Genomic DNA, 13,888 nt, shown 5'->3' on the forward strand with positions numbered 1-13,888 from the left:
GGTCCCCGCGACCTTCTCGCCGCCCTTTCGAGCGCTCTGCCCGCCTTCGCGCCGACGCCCCGCCCTCCTGCCCGTCCCGGCCCTCCTGCCCTGTCACACGCCCGGTCACACGCCCGGTCACGGCCGGGCAGGCGGCGCGGAGCTACGATCGTCGACCATGTCCGGAACGCCGTCCTCCGATCCTCCGCCCGCCGAGCCCAGGTCGACTCCGGCCGACGGACTGCGCCTGGCGATCGGCACGCTGAGCGTGTTCCCGGTCCGCCCCGGGGTGGTCGACCGCCGAGCCGGAGGGGTCGCGATGACGCTCGCCCCGCTCGTGGGGACGCTGCTCGGCGTCGCGGGGGCGGTCGTGCTGGGGGGAGCGCTGTGGCTGGGCCTCACCCCGCTGCTCGCGTCGGCGCTGGCCGTAGCGGCGCTGGCGCTGCTCACCCGCGGACTGCACCTGGACGGGCTGGCCGACCTGGCCGACGGGCTGGGCAGCGGCAAACCCGCCGGTCAGGCGCTGGACATCATGAAACGGTCCGACATCGGCCCGTTCGGCGTCGTGACCCTGGTCCTCACCCTGCTGGTCCAGGTCGCGGCGTTGGCCGAGACGGCCGGCTCGGGAAGGGGTCCGGTCGTGCTGGTCACGGCGTGCGCGGCGGGAAGGCTCGCCCTCACCTGGGCCTGCGGGACGGGCGTCCCCGCGGCCAGGCCCGGCGGTCTCGGCGCGATGGTCGCGGGCACCGTACGGCGGGGCCCCGCGCTGGCCGTGACCGCCCTGGTGCTCCTCGGGACGGCGGCCGTCGCGGCCGCCTGCGCCGTCCTCGCCCCGCACCCGCCGACCGGCCCGTGGCCGGCGTCTCTCGGACCGCCCGCGGCCGTCGTCGCGGGACTGCTGGCCGCCCTGGCGTTGCGGCGCAGGGCCGTGCGGCGGCTGGGCGGGATCACCGGTGACGTGCTGGGCGCGCTGGTCGAGACCGCCACGGCGACGGCGCTGGTCGTGTGCGCGGCGCTCGTGGGATGACCCTCCCGCCGGCCACGCCGCGCCCCGACCGGCGGCCTCGTCAACGGCCTCGACCAGCTGCCTCGTCGGTGATCTCCCTCCTCACGCCGCCGGCCGGTCCTCGGCGTGGACAACGGGGCGCACCGGCCGGCGCGTGAACAGCAGGGCGGACAGCACGGCCAGCAGCGCCGAGCCGACCAGCCCCGTGATCCCGGCGACGGCGGGGTTCGGCGGGTGGGCCGCGTCGCCGACGAGCACCACCAGGCTCGCGGAGGCGTTCAGCGCCCCGTGGCCGACGACCGCGGGCCAGACGCTGCCCGAGCGCAGACGCAGCCAGCCGAGGAAGGCTCCGTAGGCCACGCAGAACACGACGAAGAAGGGAGCGGCCCACGCGCCGAACTCGGGGTAGTTGTAGCCGCGCAGGGTGAGCGGGGCGTGCCAGGCCCCCCAGATCACTCCGGAGACCACGAGCGCCCGCCACACGCCCAGCGGCATCAGGCGCGGCAGCAGCCAGCCTCGCCAGCCCCACTCCTCGCCGAACGCGACGACGGAGTTGATCAGCGGGGCGACGAGGACCGCGGAGACGGCCTGCAGCCCGGCGAGCACCCGGACGTCGATCGAGGGGGACCGCGCCGGGGCCGCCTGCTCCAGGCCCTGGCGGTACAGGCTGAGCCCGTCGAGGTCGAGGACGACGAGCCCGAGGGCGGCGCTGAGCGCGATCGCCGCCACCACCAGCAGCGGGGTGCCGAACCAGGCGACCGCGAAGAGCCGGGCCGTACGGCCTCTGCGCTCCCCCAGGGTCAGACCGGTCCGCCTCGCCCACTCGCGCCAGGTCGTCCCGGGCTCTCCCCGCCGCCTGCCGTACAGCAGGACGGCCAGGACGCCCAGCGACGGGGTGAACATCATGGCGGCGCCGGTCACCGTGAGCAGCGGGGATCCGAGGGAGGCGTCGTTCAGCCAGAGGGGAAGGGCGAACAGCCAGGCCAGGCCGAACGCGACGATCAGGAACAGCCACAGGTCGGCGTGACGACGTGGCATGACATCACTCTCCTCAAGGGTGCGGGCGTCGCCCGGCGCGCGTGGCGGAGGCGGGGACGGGTGCCGGGACGGGTGCCGGGACGGAGGCGAACGGGACGGCAGGCGCGCGGCGGGGGCTTCCTGACGGCCGGTTCCGGTCAGGAGCCCACGGTCTCGGCGACATAGGCGTTCAGCAGGGCGGCGCCGTTCCTGGCGTCGTCGACGGAGACCGCGAACTCGCCTCCCGTGACGCGCCGGACGACCAGGCACTCGCCTCCGCGCAGCATGAAGGTGACCCGGCCCGCGCCGGGCAGGCCCCGCACGCCCCAGCCGCCGACCTCGGCGGGACTGCGCGTCTCGACCCAGGCGGACTCGATCCCGGCGACCGGGGTGTGGCGCGCGGGCCTGCCGAGGGCGCCGAAGCCGACGCGCAGACCCTCCGCGTCGACGCGGACGCGGACCGAGCACGTGCCGGCCCCGACCAGCGCCACCGTGGCCAGGACCGCCACGTTGATCCAGACGACCTCGCCGGACATGACGCCCGTCGCGGCGAGCACGCCGGTGGCCAGCGCGCCGGCCAGGGCCGCGAGGGACAGGCCGGCGAGCCAGTGGTTGGTGGCGCGGCTCACCCAGACCGCGCGCTGGCCCGGCCGCAGCCGCATGGTCGGCAGCGCGGCGGGATCGTGGCGCGGGTCGGGCCCGCCCCTGCCGAGCACCCCGGCGAGCACGCCCGCCGCCACGGCGGCGACGACCACGGTGACGACCTGCCAGGCGGGCAGCGCGGCCTGACGCCAGTCGGCGACGTCGAGGTTGGCGTGGAGGGTCGAGGCCTGCACGCCGACGGCCAGCACGGACCAGCCGAACAGGAAGCCGCACCAGCCTGCGCGCCCGAGGCGGGTGCTCAGCGCCGGGCCCCGCAGCGCGAGGACCAGCAGGACGCCCCACCCGACCCCCCACAGGAGCAGGGCGGACACGAGGTTGACGGTGAAGGTCATGTGACCGTTGGGGACGCCCGCGCCGTTCCAGTGGGTCGCGAGCGGGTCGGGGAGACGGTCGCGGAGAACGAGCGGGACGCCGACCATGACGACGGTGACGAACGCGCCCCAGGCGAGGGCGAGGGCGGCGCGGCCTCGGAGGATCATCGCGCCTCCTTCCATTGGTAGAACAGCTGCGCGGGCGATGGGGGGAACCGGTGTCGCGTGGGGGTCATGACAGTTCCCTGATGATGTGGATCACTTCTTCCGGGCCGTAGCCGTACCGGTCGGCCTCGGCGAGCAGCTCGCGCGCCGCCTCCGCCAGCACCGCCCGGGCGTCCGGCCTGCTGAGCACGCTGACGCCGCGCCCCCTGCGGAACTCGAGAAGCCCCTCGTCCCGCAGCTCGCGCAGCGCGCGCAGCACCGTGTTGGCGTTGATGCCCAGCGCGTCCGCCAGGTCCCGGGCGGGCGGCAGGCGGTCACCCGGGGCGTAGGAGCCGTCCGCGATGGCGCGGCGGATCGTTCCGGCGACCTGCTCGTGCAGCGGCCGGGGATCGTTCAGGTCCAGGGTGAGTAACATGATGCTATTGACAGTAGCATCATCCTCGGGATGATGCCACTTGAGATAGCTTCATTTCGGCTCTCACCAATTCATAGGACGAACCCTCGTTTATGCGTACGGCCCAAGCGCGGCTAGCATCGGGCGCGTGACCACTGTGCGGGTGAATTCAACTGACAACGTCGTCTCGTTCGACACCGATGCGCTGGTCGTCGGCGTCCACGCCGGGGAGAGCGGGCCGATCCCCGCTTCCGGCGCGGAAGGGCTGGACGAAGCACTCGGCGGCAAGCTCGCCGCCACCCTCGGCGCCGTGGGCGTCAAGGGCAACACCGGCGAGATCGCCAAGGTTCCGACCTTCGGCGCGATCACCGCCCCGCTGCTGGTCGTCGTCGGCCTCGGCAAGACCCCCGAGGGCGAGTACGACCTCGAGGCCCTGCGCCGCGCCGCGGGCGCGGCCGTACGCTCCCTGACGGGCACCGCCCGCGTGGCGTTCGCCCTGCCCGCCGCGGACGCGCGGCAGGCCGGAGCCCTGGCCCTGGGCGGCCTGCTGGGCTCCTACTCCTTCACCAAGTACCGGACCGACGGCGAGCAGCCCTCCCCCGTCGACGAGCTGACCGTGCTGAGCCGCGCGGACGACGCGGAGGCCGCGGTCGGGCGGGCCGCCACCCTCTCTGAGTCGGTCTCCCTGGTGCGCGACCTGGTGAACACCCCGCCCTCCGACCTGTCGCCCGCCCGCTTCGCCGAGCTCGCCGAGCAGAGCGGCTCAGAGGCGGGCCTGTCGGTCGAGGTGCTGGACGAGAAGGCCCTCAAGGAGGCCGGCTACGGCGGCATCGTGGCCGTCGGCCAGGGGTCGGCCAACCCGCCGCGCCTGGTCCGTCTCGCCTACAGCCACCCCGAGGCCGCCAAGACCGTCGCGTTCGTCGGCAAGGGCATCACCTTCGACTCGGGCGGCCTGTCGCTCAAGCCGTCGGCCTCGATGGACTGGATGAAGTCAGACATGGGCGGCGCGGGCGCGGTCCTCGGCGCGCTCCTCGCGATCGCCAGGCTGGGCCTGAAGGTCAACGCGGTCGGCTACCTCTGCCTGGCGGAGAACATGCCGAGCGGCACCGCCCAGCGCCCCTCCGACGTGTTCACCAGCTTCGCGGGCAAGACCGTCGAGGTGCTCGACACCGACGCCGAGGGCCGCCTGGTCCTGATCGACGGCATCGCCCGCGCGGGCCAGGACAACCCCGACGTGATCGTGGACGTCGCCACGCTCACCGGCGCGCAGATCGTCGCGCTCGGCTGGCGCACGTCGGGCGTCATGGCCAACGACGACGCGCTGCGCGAGCTGGTCGTGGCGACCGCGGGCGAGCAGGGCGAGGCCGCCTGGGGCATGCCTCTGCCCGAGGAGCTCCGCAAGGGCCTCGACTCCTCCGTCGCCGACATCGCCAACCTGCACCCCGAGCGGTTCGGCGGGATGCTGACCGCGGCCCTCTTCCTGCGGGAGTTCGTGCCGGAAGGGGTCAGCTGGGCGCACATCGACATGGCCGGTCCCGCCTTCAACAAGGGCGAGGCCCACGGCTACACGCCGAAGGGCGGCACGGGCGCGATCACCCGGACCCTCGTCGGTCTCGCGGAGCGTTACGCGAGCTGACAGGCCTCGCGCGAGCGGGTCACAAGCGACATGGACAGATGAAAAGATGCGGATGGCGGTGCCGGGCCGACGGCCCGGCGCCGCCACGGCGGCGAGCCGTGGCCAGGGGGCGGAGACGCGGATGCGAGCGGGCATCCACGGATCCGGCGAAGGCGCGGAGCGGGCGCGACCGCGATGCGGTATTTCAATCCGACAAGGAGATTTCCTGTGGCTGATGGCAGCGGCCCGTACGACATCGTCGTCCTGGGTGGCGGTAGCGGTGGGTATGCCTGCGCTCTGCGGGCGGCCGAGCTGGGCAAGACGGTCGTCCTGATCGAGAAGGACAAGATCGGCGGCACGTGCCTGCACCGGGGGTGCATCCCCACCAAGGCCCTCCTGCACTCGGCGGAGGTCGCCGACGAGACGCGCGAGAGCGAGACCTACGGCGTCAAGGCCCGTTTCGAGGGCATCGACGTGCCCGCGGTCCACGCCTTCAAGGACAAGATCGTCACCCGCGCCTGGAAGGGCGTGCAGGGCCTGCTCAAGAGCAAGGGCATCACGATCGTCGAGGGTGAGGGTCGCCTGGTCGGCCCGAACCGGATCGCCGTCGGCTCCGACGTCTACGAGGGCCGCAACATCGTGCTGGCGACGGGCTCGGCGCCCAGGTCGCTGCCCGGCCTGGACATCGACGGCGAGCGGATCATCACCAGCGAGCACGCGCTCAAGCTGGACCGGGTCCCCGGCTCGGTGATCGTCCTGGGCGGCGGCGTCATCGGCGTCGAGTTCGCCAGCGTCTGGCGCTCCTTCGGCGCCGAGGTGACGGTCGTCGAGGGCCTGCCGCACCTGCTCCCGCTGGAGGAGGAGTCGAGCTCCAAGCTGCTCGAGCGCGCCTTCCGCCGCCGGGGCATCAAGCAGGAGCTGGGCGTCTTCTTCGAGAGCGTCAAGACCACCGACACCGGCGTGGTCGTCACGCTCGCCAACGGCAAGACCCTCGAGGCCGAGCTCCTGCTCGTCGCCGTCGGGCGCGGCGCCGTCTCCTCCGGCCTGGGCCTGGAGGAGGTGGGCGTCGCCGTCGAGCGCGGCACCGTCACGGTGAACGAGTTCTGCCAGACCAGCGTCCCCGGCGTGTACGCCGTCGGCGACCTGATCCCGACCCTGCAGCTCGCCCACGCGGGCTTCGCGGAGGGCATCCTGGTCGCCGAGCACATCGCCGGCCTCAACCCGGTGCCGATCGACTACGACGGCGTGCCCCGGATCACCTACTCCGACCCCGAGGTCGCCTCGGTGGGCATCACCTCCGCCCAGGCCAGGGAGCGGGGCCACGAGATCGTGGAGTTCACCTACGACCTCGCGGGCAACCCCAAGAGCCAGATCCTGCAGACGCAGGGCGCAGTGAAGATCATTTCAGAGAAGGACGGCCCCGTCCTCGGCGTGCACATGGTCGGCCGCCGCATCGGCGAGCTCGTGACCGAGGGACAGCTGATCTACAACTGGGAGGCCCTGCCCTCCGAGGTCGCGCAGCTGATCCACGCGCACCCGACCCAGTCGGAGGCCGTCGGCGAGGCGATGCTGGCCCTGGCCGGCAAGCCCCTGCACGTCCACAACTAACTCCAAGCCCTCACTCGGAACACGAGAGAAGCCATCATGCCGAAGTCCGTACAGATGCCCCAGCTCGGCGAGAGCGTCACCGAGGGCACCGTCACCCGCTGGCTGAAGAAGGAGGGCGAGCGCGTCGAGGCCGACGAGCCGCTCCTCGAAGTGTCGACCGACAAGGTCGACACCGAGATCCCGTCGCCCGCGGCGGGCATCCTCACCAAGATCGTCGTCGGCGAGGACGAGACCGTCGAGGTCGGCGCCGAGCTCGCGATCATCGACGAGAACGCCACCGAGGGCGCCGCTCCCGCCCAGGCTCCCGCTCCCGAGCCCGAGCCCGCCCCGGCCCAGCCGATCTCCTCGATCCCGCAGCCCGCCCCGCAGGCCGCCCCCCCGGCTCCGGCGCCCGCCCCGGCTCCCGCGCCGCAGGCCGCCCCTCCGGCTCCGGCTCCCGCCCCGCAGCCCGTCCAGGCCGCGCCGCAGGCTCCCGCCCCGCAGCCCGTCCAGGCGGCGGAGCCCGCGCCCTCCGGCGACAGCCCGTACGTCACCCCGCTGGTGCGCAAGCTCGCCAGCGAGCACAGCGTCGACCTCGACACGCTGACCGGCACCGGTGTCGGCGGCCGCATCCGCAAGCAGGACGTGCTCGAGGCCGCCCGCAACCAGCGGGCAGCCGCGCAGACCGCTCCCGCGCAGGCCGCCCCGGCCCAGGCTCCCGCCCCGCAGGCCGCCCAGGCGCCCGCCGCGGCCCCCGCCCAGGCCGCCGAGCCGGTCGCGGTGGACACCACGCTGCGCGGCCGTACCGAGAAGATGTCGCGCCTGCGTCAGACCATCGCCAAGCGCATGGTCGAGTCGCTGCAGGTCTCGGCCCAGCTCACCACCGTGGTCGAGGTCGACGTCACCAAGATCGCGCAGCTGCGCGACCGCGCGAAGGCCGAGTTCCAGCGGCGCGAGGGCGTCAAGCTCTCGTTCATGCCGTTCTTCGCGCTCGCCACGATCGAGGCGCTCAAGCAGCACCCGAAGCTGAACGCCACGATCAACAGCGAGACCAACGAGGTCACCTACTTCGACGCCGAGCACCTGGCCTTCGCGACGGACACCGAGCGCGGCCTGATCGTCCCGGTGATCAAGGACGCGGGCGACCTCAACATCGCGGGTCTCGCCCGTAAGATCGCCGACCTGGCCGAGCGCACCCGCACCAACAAGGTGAGCCCCGACGAGCTCGGCGGCGGCACGTTCACGCTGACCAACACCGGCAGCCGCGGCGCGCTGTTCGACACGCCGATCCTCAACCAGCCGCAGGTCGGCATGCTGGGCACCGGCGCGGTCGTCAAGCGTCCCGTCGTCCTGGACACCGCCGAGGGCGAGGTCATCGCCGTCCGCTCGATGGTGTACCTCGCGCTCAGCTACGACCACCGCCTGGTCGACGGCGCCGACGCCGCCCGCTTCCTGACGACGATCAAGCGTCGTCTCGAGGAGGGCCGCTTCGAGAACCAGCTGGGCCTCAACGCCTAGTCCTCGTTCTCTCCTCCGGGCCGGTCCGCGTTTCGCGGGCCGGCCCGGTCCGTTTCCCCGGCCACCCCACCCCCACCCCCACCCCCACCGCCTTCGCCGAAGGCCTCTCGGACCCGAGCGTGAATCCGGCGACCGCCCCGCTCCCGAACACCCCAGGGGAGGTCGATTAAATTGGGTGACATGACGACCATCGTGACCGGGTCCTCCGGCCTGCTGGGGTCGGCTCTGGTCGAGGCTCTGCGGGCCGAGGGCACGCGGGTGGTGCGTCTGGTGCGGCGGGAGCCCCAAGGGGCCGACGAGGCGTTCTGGAATCCCGCGAGGGGCGTTCTCGACCCGGCGGCCGTCGAGGGCGCCGAGGCCGTCGTCCACCTCGCGGGAGCGGGCATCGGCGACCGGCGCTGGAGCGACGACTTCAAGCGCGAGGTGACCCGCAGCCGTGTCGAGGGCACCAGGACCCTGGTGAAGGCGCTCACGCAGGCCGGGGCCAGGCCGGGGGCGCTGCTCTCCGGCTCCGCGATCGGCTTCTACGGCGACACCGGCGACCGCGAGGTCGACGAGACGGCCCCGCCCGGCGACGGCTTCCTGGCACGGGAGGTGGTGGTGCCGTGGGAGGCGGAGACGGAGCCCGCGCGTGAGGCCGGCATCCGGGTCGCGCTGCTCCGCACCGGCCTGGTGCTGAGCGGAGAGGGCGGCATGCTGCCCAGGATCCTGCCCGTGTTCAAGATGGGGCTGGGCGCGCCGCTCGGCTCCGGCGGGCAGTACTGGTCGTGGATCTCCGTCGACGACTGGGTCGAGGCCGTGCTGCGCGTCCTCCGGGACCCGGAGATCTCGGGCCCGGTCAACGTCACCGCGCCCGAGCCGGTCACCAACGCGGAGTTCACCAGGACACTCGCCCGGGCCGTGCACCGGCCCGTGATGCCGCTGGCCGTGCCCGGGTTCGTGCTGCGCGCCGCCATCGGAGGGTTCGCGGAGGAGGGCGTGCTCACCGGCCAGCGGGTGCTTCCCCGGCGGCTGCTCGAGGCGGGTCACACGTTCCGGCATATGCGCCTCGGCGACGCACTGGCCGCCGTACTCTAGGGTCCCTGTTTCCGCTGGAGCAACTGGGAGATCACATATGGCCAGGTCCGGGCAGTCTCACATCCTCGCCATCGGGGGCGGCTCGTTCCGCCCCTCAAGGCGCCAGGGGGTCATGGAGGCGAGCGCGCTGCTGCGCTACGCCCTCGACCTGACCGGCCAGGACCGGCCGAGGCTGGGCCTGCTCGCCACGGCGACGGGCGACGACGCCGAATGGCTGCTGAGGATGTACGGCGCGTTCCGCGCCTGGGACGTCGAGATCAGCCACCTGACCGTTTTCCCGATGCCCAACGTGGAGGACCCGCGCGAGTGGATCCTGAGCCAGGACGTCATCTACGTCAGCGGCGGCAGTGTGGCCAACCTCGCGGCGCTGTGGCGGCTGCACGGACTGGACGAGGCCTTCGAGGAGGCCTGGCGGGCGGGCGTGGTGCTGTCCGGGCAGAGCGCGGGGGCGCTGTGCTGGCACGTGGGCGGCAACACCGACTCCTTCGGGCCCGAGTTGCGGGTGTGGGCGGACGGCCTGGGCCTGCTCCCCTACTCGTGCGGCGTGCACTACAACTCCGACCCGCAGCGCCGCGAGCTGCTGCACGCGTCGGTGGCCTCCGGCGAGCTGCCGGGCGGCTACGCCGCGGACGAGGGCGTGGCGCTCCACTACGTGGGCACCGAGTTCATCCAGGCCGTGAGCGTCGACCCCAGAGGCTACGCCTACCGGGTGGAGCACGACGGCGAGAACGGGGTCAAGGAGTTCCGCATCGAGCCTCGGCTTCTCACGACTTGAGCATGAGCGGGTCAACTACTCTTAATGCGTGACTGAGCTGGCGATCGTCCGTCTTGGCGTTGACTTCCCCTACGAGCAGGCCTGGGATCTTCAGCGGCGCATCCACGCCCGCCGCGTGGCCGAGGAGATCCCCGACACCTGCCTGCTGCTCGAGCACGCGCCGGTCTACACGGCGGGCAAGCGCACCGCCGCCCACGAGCGGCCGACAGACGGCACCCCGGTCATCGACGTCGACCGGGGCGGCCGCATCACATGGCACGGTCCAGGCCAGCTCGTCGGCTATCCGATCATCAGGCTCGGAGAGCACCTGGACGTCAGCTCCTACATGAGGCTGCTGGAGGAGACGCTCATCCGCGTCTGCGCCGACTTCGGCGTGCAGGCCGGAAGGGTCGAGGGACGCAGCGGCGTCTGGGTCGCCGGGGACCCCTCCCACGGCCTGCCCGACCGCAAGGTCGGCGCGATCGGCATCCGGGTCAGCCGGGGCGTGACGATGCACGGCTTCGCGCTCAACTGCTCCAACGACCCCAGCTGGTACAACCGGATCGTCCCGTGCGGGATCAGCGACGCCGGAGTCTCCTCGCTGTCGGCGGAGACGGGACGCAGGATCGTGGTCGACGAGGTCACACCGTACGCGGAGAAGCACCTGGTCGAGGCCCTCGGCGCGCAGGCCTTCGACCTGCCGGAGGAGGACCTCTTCCGCCGCTAGGGCCTGTTCTGTGGATCAGACGGCGATCGCCGCCCAGGCCACGGTCCGACGCGGACAGGCCCCCAGCCCGTGACGTCGCCAGGCGTCACGAGGCAACGGGCCTCACCGTCGCCTGGCCCGGGACCCGGCTCACCTCCCGGTCGGCCGGGATTCGTTCCGGCCTGGGCGCGTCGGTGTCCGGACCGAGGCCCGGCCTGGGCGCGTCGGCCCGGAAGCGCCCAGGCCCGCGACGCGCGGCGTCGCGGTGAGACAGCAGGAGCGAAGCGACGGAGTGACGAGGGAGGACGCCGACGCGAAGGCGCCCGGGCCCGTGACGCCGCCAGGCGTCGCAGTCAACACAACACCTCGTGCACGCCCTCGTTCCGGCGGGACATAAGCTGAATGGCGTGACCGTTGCTCCTGAAGGCCGAAAGCTCCTCCGCCTGGAGGTCCGCAACAGCCAGACCCCCATCGAGCGCAAACCTCCGTGGATCAAGACCCGGCTGAAGACCGGTCCTGAGTACACCGAGCTCAAGTCGCTGGTGAGACGCGAGGGTCTGCACACGGTTTGCGAAGAGGCGGGCTGTCCCAACATCTATGAGTGCTGGGAGGACCGTGAGGCCACGTTCCTCATCGGCGGCGACCAGTGCACCCGTCGCTGCGACTTCTGTCAGATCGACACCGGCAAGCCCGCCGAGTACGACACCGACGAGCCTCGCAGGGTGGCCGAGTCGGTCCAGCAGATGGGCCTGCGCTACGCCACGGTGACCGGTGTGGCCCGCGACGACCTTCCCGACGGCGGCGCCTGGCTGTACGCCGAGACCGCCAGGCAGATCCACGCGCTGCTGCCGGGCTGCGGCGTCGAACTGCTGGTTCCGGACTTCAACGGCGACCAGGAGCAGCTCGAGGAGGTCTTCTCGGCCAAGCCCGAGGTGTTCGCGCACAACATCGAGACCGTGCCGCGGATCTTCAAGCGGATCCGTCCCGCGTTCCGCTACGAGCGCTCCCTCGAGGTGATCACCAAGGCCCGCAAGGCCGGTCTGGTGACCAAGTCCAACCTGATCCTCGGCATGGGCGAGGAGCGCGAGGAGATCGTGCAGGCCATGCGCGACCTGCACGAGGCCGGGTGCGACCTGCTGACCGTGACCCAGTACCTCCGCCCCACCCCGCGTCACCACCCGGTGGACCGCTGGGTGAAGCCCGAGGAGTTCGTCGAGCTCCAGAAGGAGGCGGAGGCCATCGGCTTCGCCGGGGTCCTGTCGGGGCCGCTGGTCCGTTCCTCCTACCGCGCGGGCCGGCTGTACCAGCAGGCCATCGAGGCTCGCCAGAACGCCTGATCCGTTCTCACCGGGAGCCCCGCGCCACGCGCGCGGGGCTCCCGGCGTTTCACCGCGCCCGGCCCGAGGGCGCTCCCGCGAAGTGGCTCTCGTCCGCTTTTCGACCGCTTCCTCCGACGGCCGCCCGGTCAGCGGACGTCGCGTGTCGGCGGCGGGCAGGTCACGTTTTCATTTTTTGACCCCAGGATTTGTATCCTCAAGACATGGCGAAGAAGCCCGAAGACCAAGAGCGCCCGGGGCGCATCAAGCAGCTCCGCATGATCGCGCAGATCATCAAACAGGCAAACCCCAAGGGAATGCCGATCGTCTACGCGTCGGCGCTCGGCACGCTCGCGCTGTGTGTCGTGATAGGCCTGGTCACGGGCTTGTTCTGGTATCTGCTCTTCATCGGGATCATGCTGGCCCTGACCGTCGGTCTGGTGGTGTTCGGTCAGCTCGCCCAGAAGGCTCAGTACTCCATGCTGGACGGCCAGCCGGGCGCGGCCGCCGCGATCCTGCAGGGCATGCGCGGCACGTGGGAGGTCGCCCCCGCCGTCGCGGTCAACCGCGACCAGGACATCGTGCACCGTGTGATCGGCTACCCGGGTGTGATCCTGGTCTCCGAGGGCCCCGGCTCCCGGGTGCAGAAGATGCTGGTGGCCGAGAAGAAGCGCGTGCAGCGGGTCGCTCTCGACGTGCCGGTCTACGACATCCAGTCCGGTGACGGCGAGGGCCAGATTCCCATCGCCAAGCTGCAGCGGCACCTGATGAAGCTGCCCCGCAACCTCAAGAAGCCCGCCGTCTACGAGGTCAACAACAGGCTCAAGGCCCTTCCGCAGACGCTGCCGATGCCCAAGGGCCCGCTGCCGCGTGGCGCGAAGATGCCCCGGCCGAAGATGCGTTGACGGACGTGGCGGGGATCGACCGGCGTCAGGTGGACGCCGCGGACACCTCGCGGGCGAACCGCGGCTGGTGGGACGGCGCCGCGGACGAATACCAGGCCGAGCATGGAGACTTCCTGCGTGACGCGGGCTTCGTCTGGTGTCCCGAGGGGCTCGACGAGGCCGACGCGCGCCTGCTGGGCGACGTGGCCGGCAAGGACGTGCTGGAGATCGGCTGCGGAGCCGGGCAGTGCGGGCGGTGGCTGACGGGGCAGGGAGCGCGGGTCGCCGCGTTCGACCTGTCGTTCCGGCAGCTCCAGCACTCCCGCAGGATCGACCTCGGCGGCGGGTCCCACCTGCCCGTGGTCCAGGCGGACGCCGAGTTCCTGCCCTTCGCCGACCAGTCCTTCGACCTGGCCTGCTCGGCGTTCGGCGCCCTGCCGTTCGTGGCGGACGCCCGTGCCGTCCTCGTCGAGGCCCGCAGGGTGCTTCGTCCCGGCGGCCGGCTGGTCTTCTCGGTGAGCCATCCGATCCGCTGGGCCTTCCCCGACGACCCGGGTCCCGCCGGGCTGATCGCCGACCGGTCCTACTTCGACCGCTCGCCGTACGTGGAGATCGGCGATGACGGGCAGCCGTCCTACGTCGAGCACCACCGCACGATGGCGGACTGGATCGGGCACGTCGTCGCTTCGGGGCTGGTGCTGTGCGGGCTGGTGGAGCCGGAGTGGCCCGAGGGCCACAAGCGCGAGTGGGGCGGCTGGAGCCCGCTGCGGGGCCGCTGCCTTCCAGGAACGGCGATCTTCACCTGCGTCAGGCCGTAGGAGTCCTCGGCGACTCCTCGCCGCCGTTCCCGAGGCGGGGAGGCGACGCACGGAGCGTGGAGAAGGAAGACAGCAGGG

Annotated in this window: 13 protein-coding genes; 10 read left to right on the forward strand and 3 right to left on the reverse strand. The window is 72.3% G+C overall.

Going from position 1 to position 13,888, the window contains the following annotated elements; translation table 11 throughout:
• The first annotated feature begins 157 nt into the window (after positions 1-157).
• Positions 158-1,006, forward strand: a complete 849-nt coding sequence (locus PKF00_RS17585) for an adenosylcobinamide-GDP ribazoletransferase (protein WP_271218619.1) — start codon at positions 158-160, stop codon at positions 1,004-1,006.
• Positions 1,007-1,087: 81 nt separating this feature from the next.
• On the opposite strand, the gene PKF00_RS17590 is transcribed toward PKF00_RS17585, so the two are convergent.
• The 3 genes from PKF00_RS17590 to PKF00_RS17600 form a co-directional block, all read right to left on the reverse strand.
• Entirely contained in the window at positions 1,088-2,023 is a 936-nt protein-coding gene (locus PKF00_RS17590) for a CPBP family intramembrane glutamic endopeptidase (protein ID WP_271218620.1), read from the reverse strand.
• A gap of 137 nt (positions 2,024-2,160) precedes the next feature.
• Entirely contained in the window at positions 2,161-3,144 is a 984-nt protein-coding gene (locus PKF00_RS17595; protein ID WP_271218621.1) for a DUF1648 domain-containing protein, read from the reverse strand.
• A gap of 64 nt (positions 3,145-3,208) precedes the next feature.
• Positions 3,209-3,556, reverse strand: coding sequence for a GntR family transcriptional regulator (locus tag PKF00_RS17600; protein ID WP_271218622.1), 348 nt, complete (start codon positions 3,554-3,556; stop codon positions 3,209-3,211).
• 127 nt (positions 3,557-3,683) lie between these two features.
• On the opposite strand from PKF00_RS17600, the gene PKF00_RS17605 reads away from it, so the two are divergent.
• The 9 genes from PKF00_RS17605 to PKF00_RS17645 all read left to right on the forward strand — a co-directional run bounded on the left by PKF00_RS17605 (position 3,684) and on the right by PKF00_RS17645 (position 13,810).
• On the forward strand, positions 3,684-5,171 hold the full coding sequence (locus PKF00_RS17605; RefSeq protein ID WP_271218623.1) for a leucyl aminopeptidase: 1,488 nt from the start codon (positions 3,684-3,686) through the stop codon (positions 5,169-5,171).
• Between the two features lie 174 nt (positions 5,172-5,345).
• On the forward strand, positions 5,346-6,758 hold the full coding sequence (gene lpdA, locus PKF00_RS17610) for a dihydrolipoyl dehydrogenase (RefSeq protein WP_309298409.1): 1,413 nt from the start codon (positions 5,346-5,348) through the stop codon (positions 6,756-6,758).
• 36 nt (positions 6,759-6,794) lie between these two features.
• Positions 6,795-8,255: a 2-oxoglutarate dehydrogenase, E2 component, dihydrolipoamide succinyltransferase gene (sucB, locus tag PKF00_RS17615; RefSeq protein WP_271218625.1), complete on the forward strand. Its 1,461-nt coding sequence runs from the start codon at positions 6,795-6,797 to the stop codon at positions 8,253-8,255.
• Between the two features lie 180 nt (positions 8,256-8,435).
• The gene (locus PKF00_RS17620; protein WP_271218626.1) at positions 8,436-9,332 is read left to right on the forward strand and encodes a TIGR01777 family oxidoreductase; all 897 of its coding nucleotides are present in this window, start codon (positions 8,436-8,438) and stop codon (positions 9,330-9,332) included.
• Positions 9,333-9,369: 37 nt separating this feature from the next.
• Positions 9,370-10,107 carry a Type 1 glutamine amidotransferase-like domain-containing protein gene (locus tag PKF00_RS17625; protein WP_271218627.1) on the forward strand — a complete coding sequence of 246 codons (738 nt, stop codon included), beginning with the start codon at positions 9,370-9,372 and terminating at the stop codon, positions 10,105-10,107.
• 28 nt (positions 10,108-10,135) lie between these two features.
• Entirely contained in the window at positions 10,136-10,813 is a 678-nt protein-coding gene (gene lipB, locus PKF00_RS17630; protein WP_271218628.1) for a lipoyl(octanoyl) transferase LipB, read from the forward strand.
• A 386-nt stretch (positions 10,814-11,199) separates the two neighbouring features.
• Complete coding sequence (gene lipA / locus PKF00_RS17635; protein WP_271218629.1) at positions 11,200-12,129, forward strand: lipoyl synthase; 930 nt, start codon at positions 11,200-11,202, stop codon at positions 12,127-12,129.
• Positions 12,130-12,332: 203 nt separating this feature from the next.
• A complete protein-coding gene (locus tag PKF00_RS17640; RefSeq protein WP_271218630.1) occupies positions 12,333-13,013 on the forward strand; it encodes a DUF4191 domain-containing protein in 681 nt (226 codons plus the stop codon).
• Entirely contained in the window at positions 13,010-13,810 is an 801-nt protein-coding gene (locus PKF00_RS17645; RefSeq protein ID WP_425582246.1) for a class I SAM-dependent methyltransferase, read from the forward strand. The genes PKF00_RS17640 and PKF00_RS17645 overlap by 4 nt, the downstream gene beginning before the upstream one ends.
• Positions 13,811-13,888: the final 78 nt, after the last annotated feature.

Origin of the sequence: Streptosporangium carneum (assembly GCF_027922005.1) — a bacterium.
Classification (GTDB): domain Bacteria; phylum Actinomycetota; class Actinomycetes; order Streptosporangiales; family Streptosporangiaceae; genus Streptosporangium; species Streptosporangium carneum.

Bases quoted from the DNA above. Each gene is read 5' to 3' on its own strand.
- PKF00_RS17585 (WP_271218619.1), top strand. From the start codon at position 158: ATGTCCGGAACGCCGTCCTCCGATCCTCCGCCCGCCGAGCCCAGGTCG.
- PKF00_RS17590 (WP_271218620.1), bottom strand. From the start codon at position 2,023: ATGCCACGTCGTCACGCCGACCTGTGGCTGTTCCTGATCGTCGCGTTC.
- PKF00_RS17595 (WP_271218621.1), bottom strand. From the start codon at position 3,144: ATGATCCTCCGAGGCCGCGCCGCCCTCGCCCTCGCCTGGGGCGCGTTC.
- PKF00_RS17600 (WP_271218622.1), bottom strand. From the start codon at position 3,556: ATGTTACTCACCCTGGACCTGAACGATCCCCGGCCGCTGCACGAGCAG.
- lpdA (WP_309298409.1), top strand. From the start codon at position 5,346: ATGCGGTATTTCAATCCGACAAGGAGATTTCCTGTGGCTGATGGCAGC.
- sucB (WP_271218625.1), top strand. From the start codon at position 6,795: ATGCCGAAGTCCGTACAGATGCCCCAGCTCGGCGAGAGCGTCACCGAG.
- PKF00_RS17620 (WP_271218626.1), top strand. From the start codon at position 8,436: ATGACGACCATCGTGACCGGGTCCTCCGGCCTGCTGGGGTCGGCTCTG.
- PKF00_RS17625 (WP_271218627.1), top strand. From the start codon at position 9,370: ATGGCCAGGTCCGGGCAGTCTCACATCCTCGCCATCGGGGGCGGCTCG.
- PKF00_RS17640 (WP_271218630.1), top strand. From the start codon at position 12,333: ATGGCGAAGAAGCCCGAAGACCAAGAGCGCCCGGGGCGCATCAAGCAG.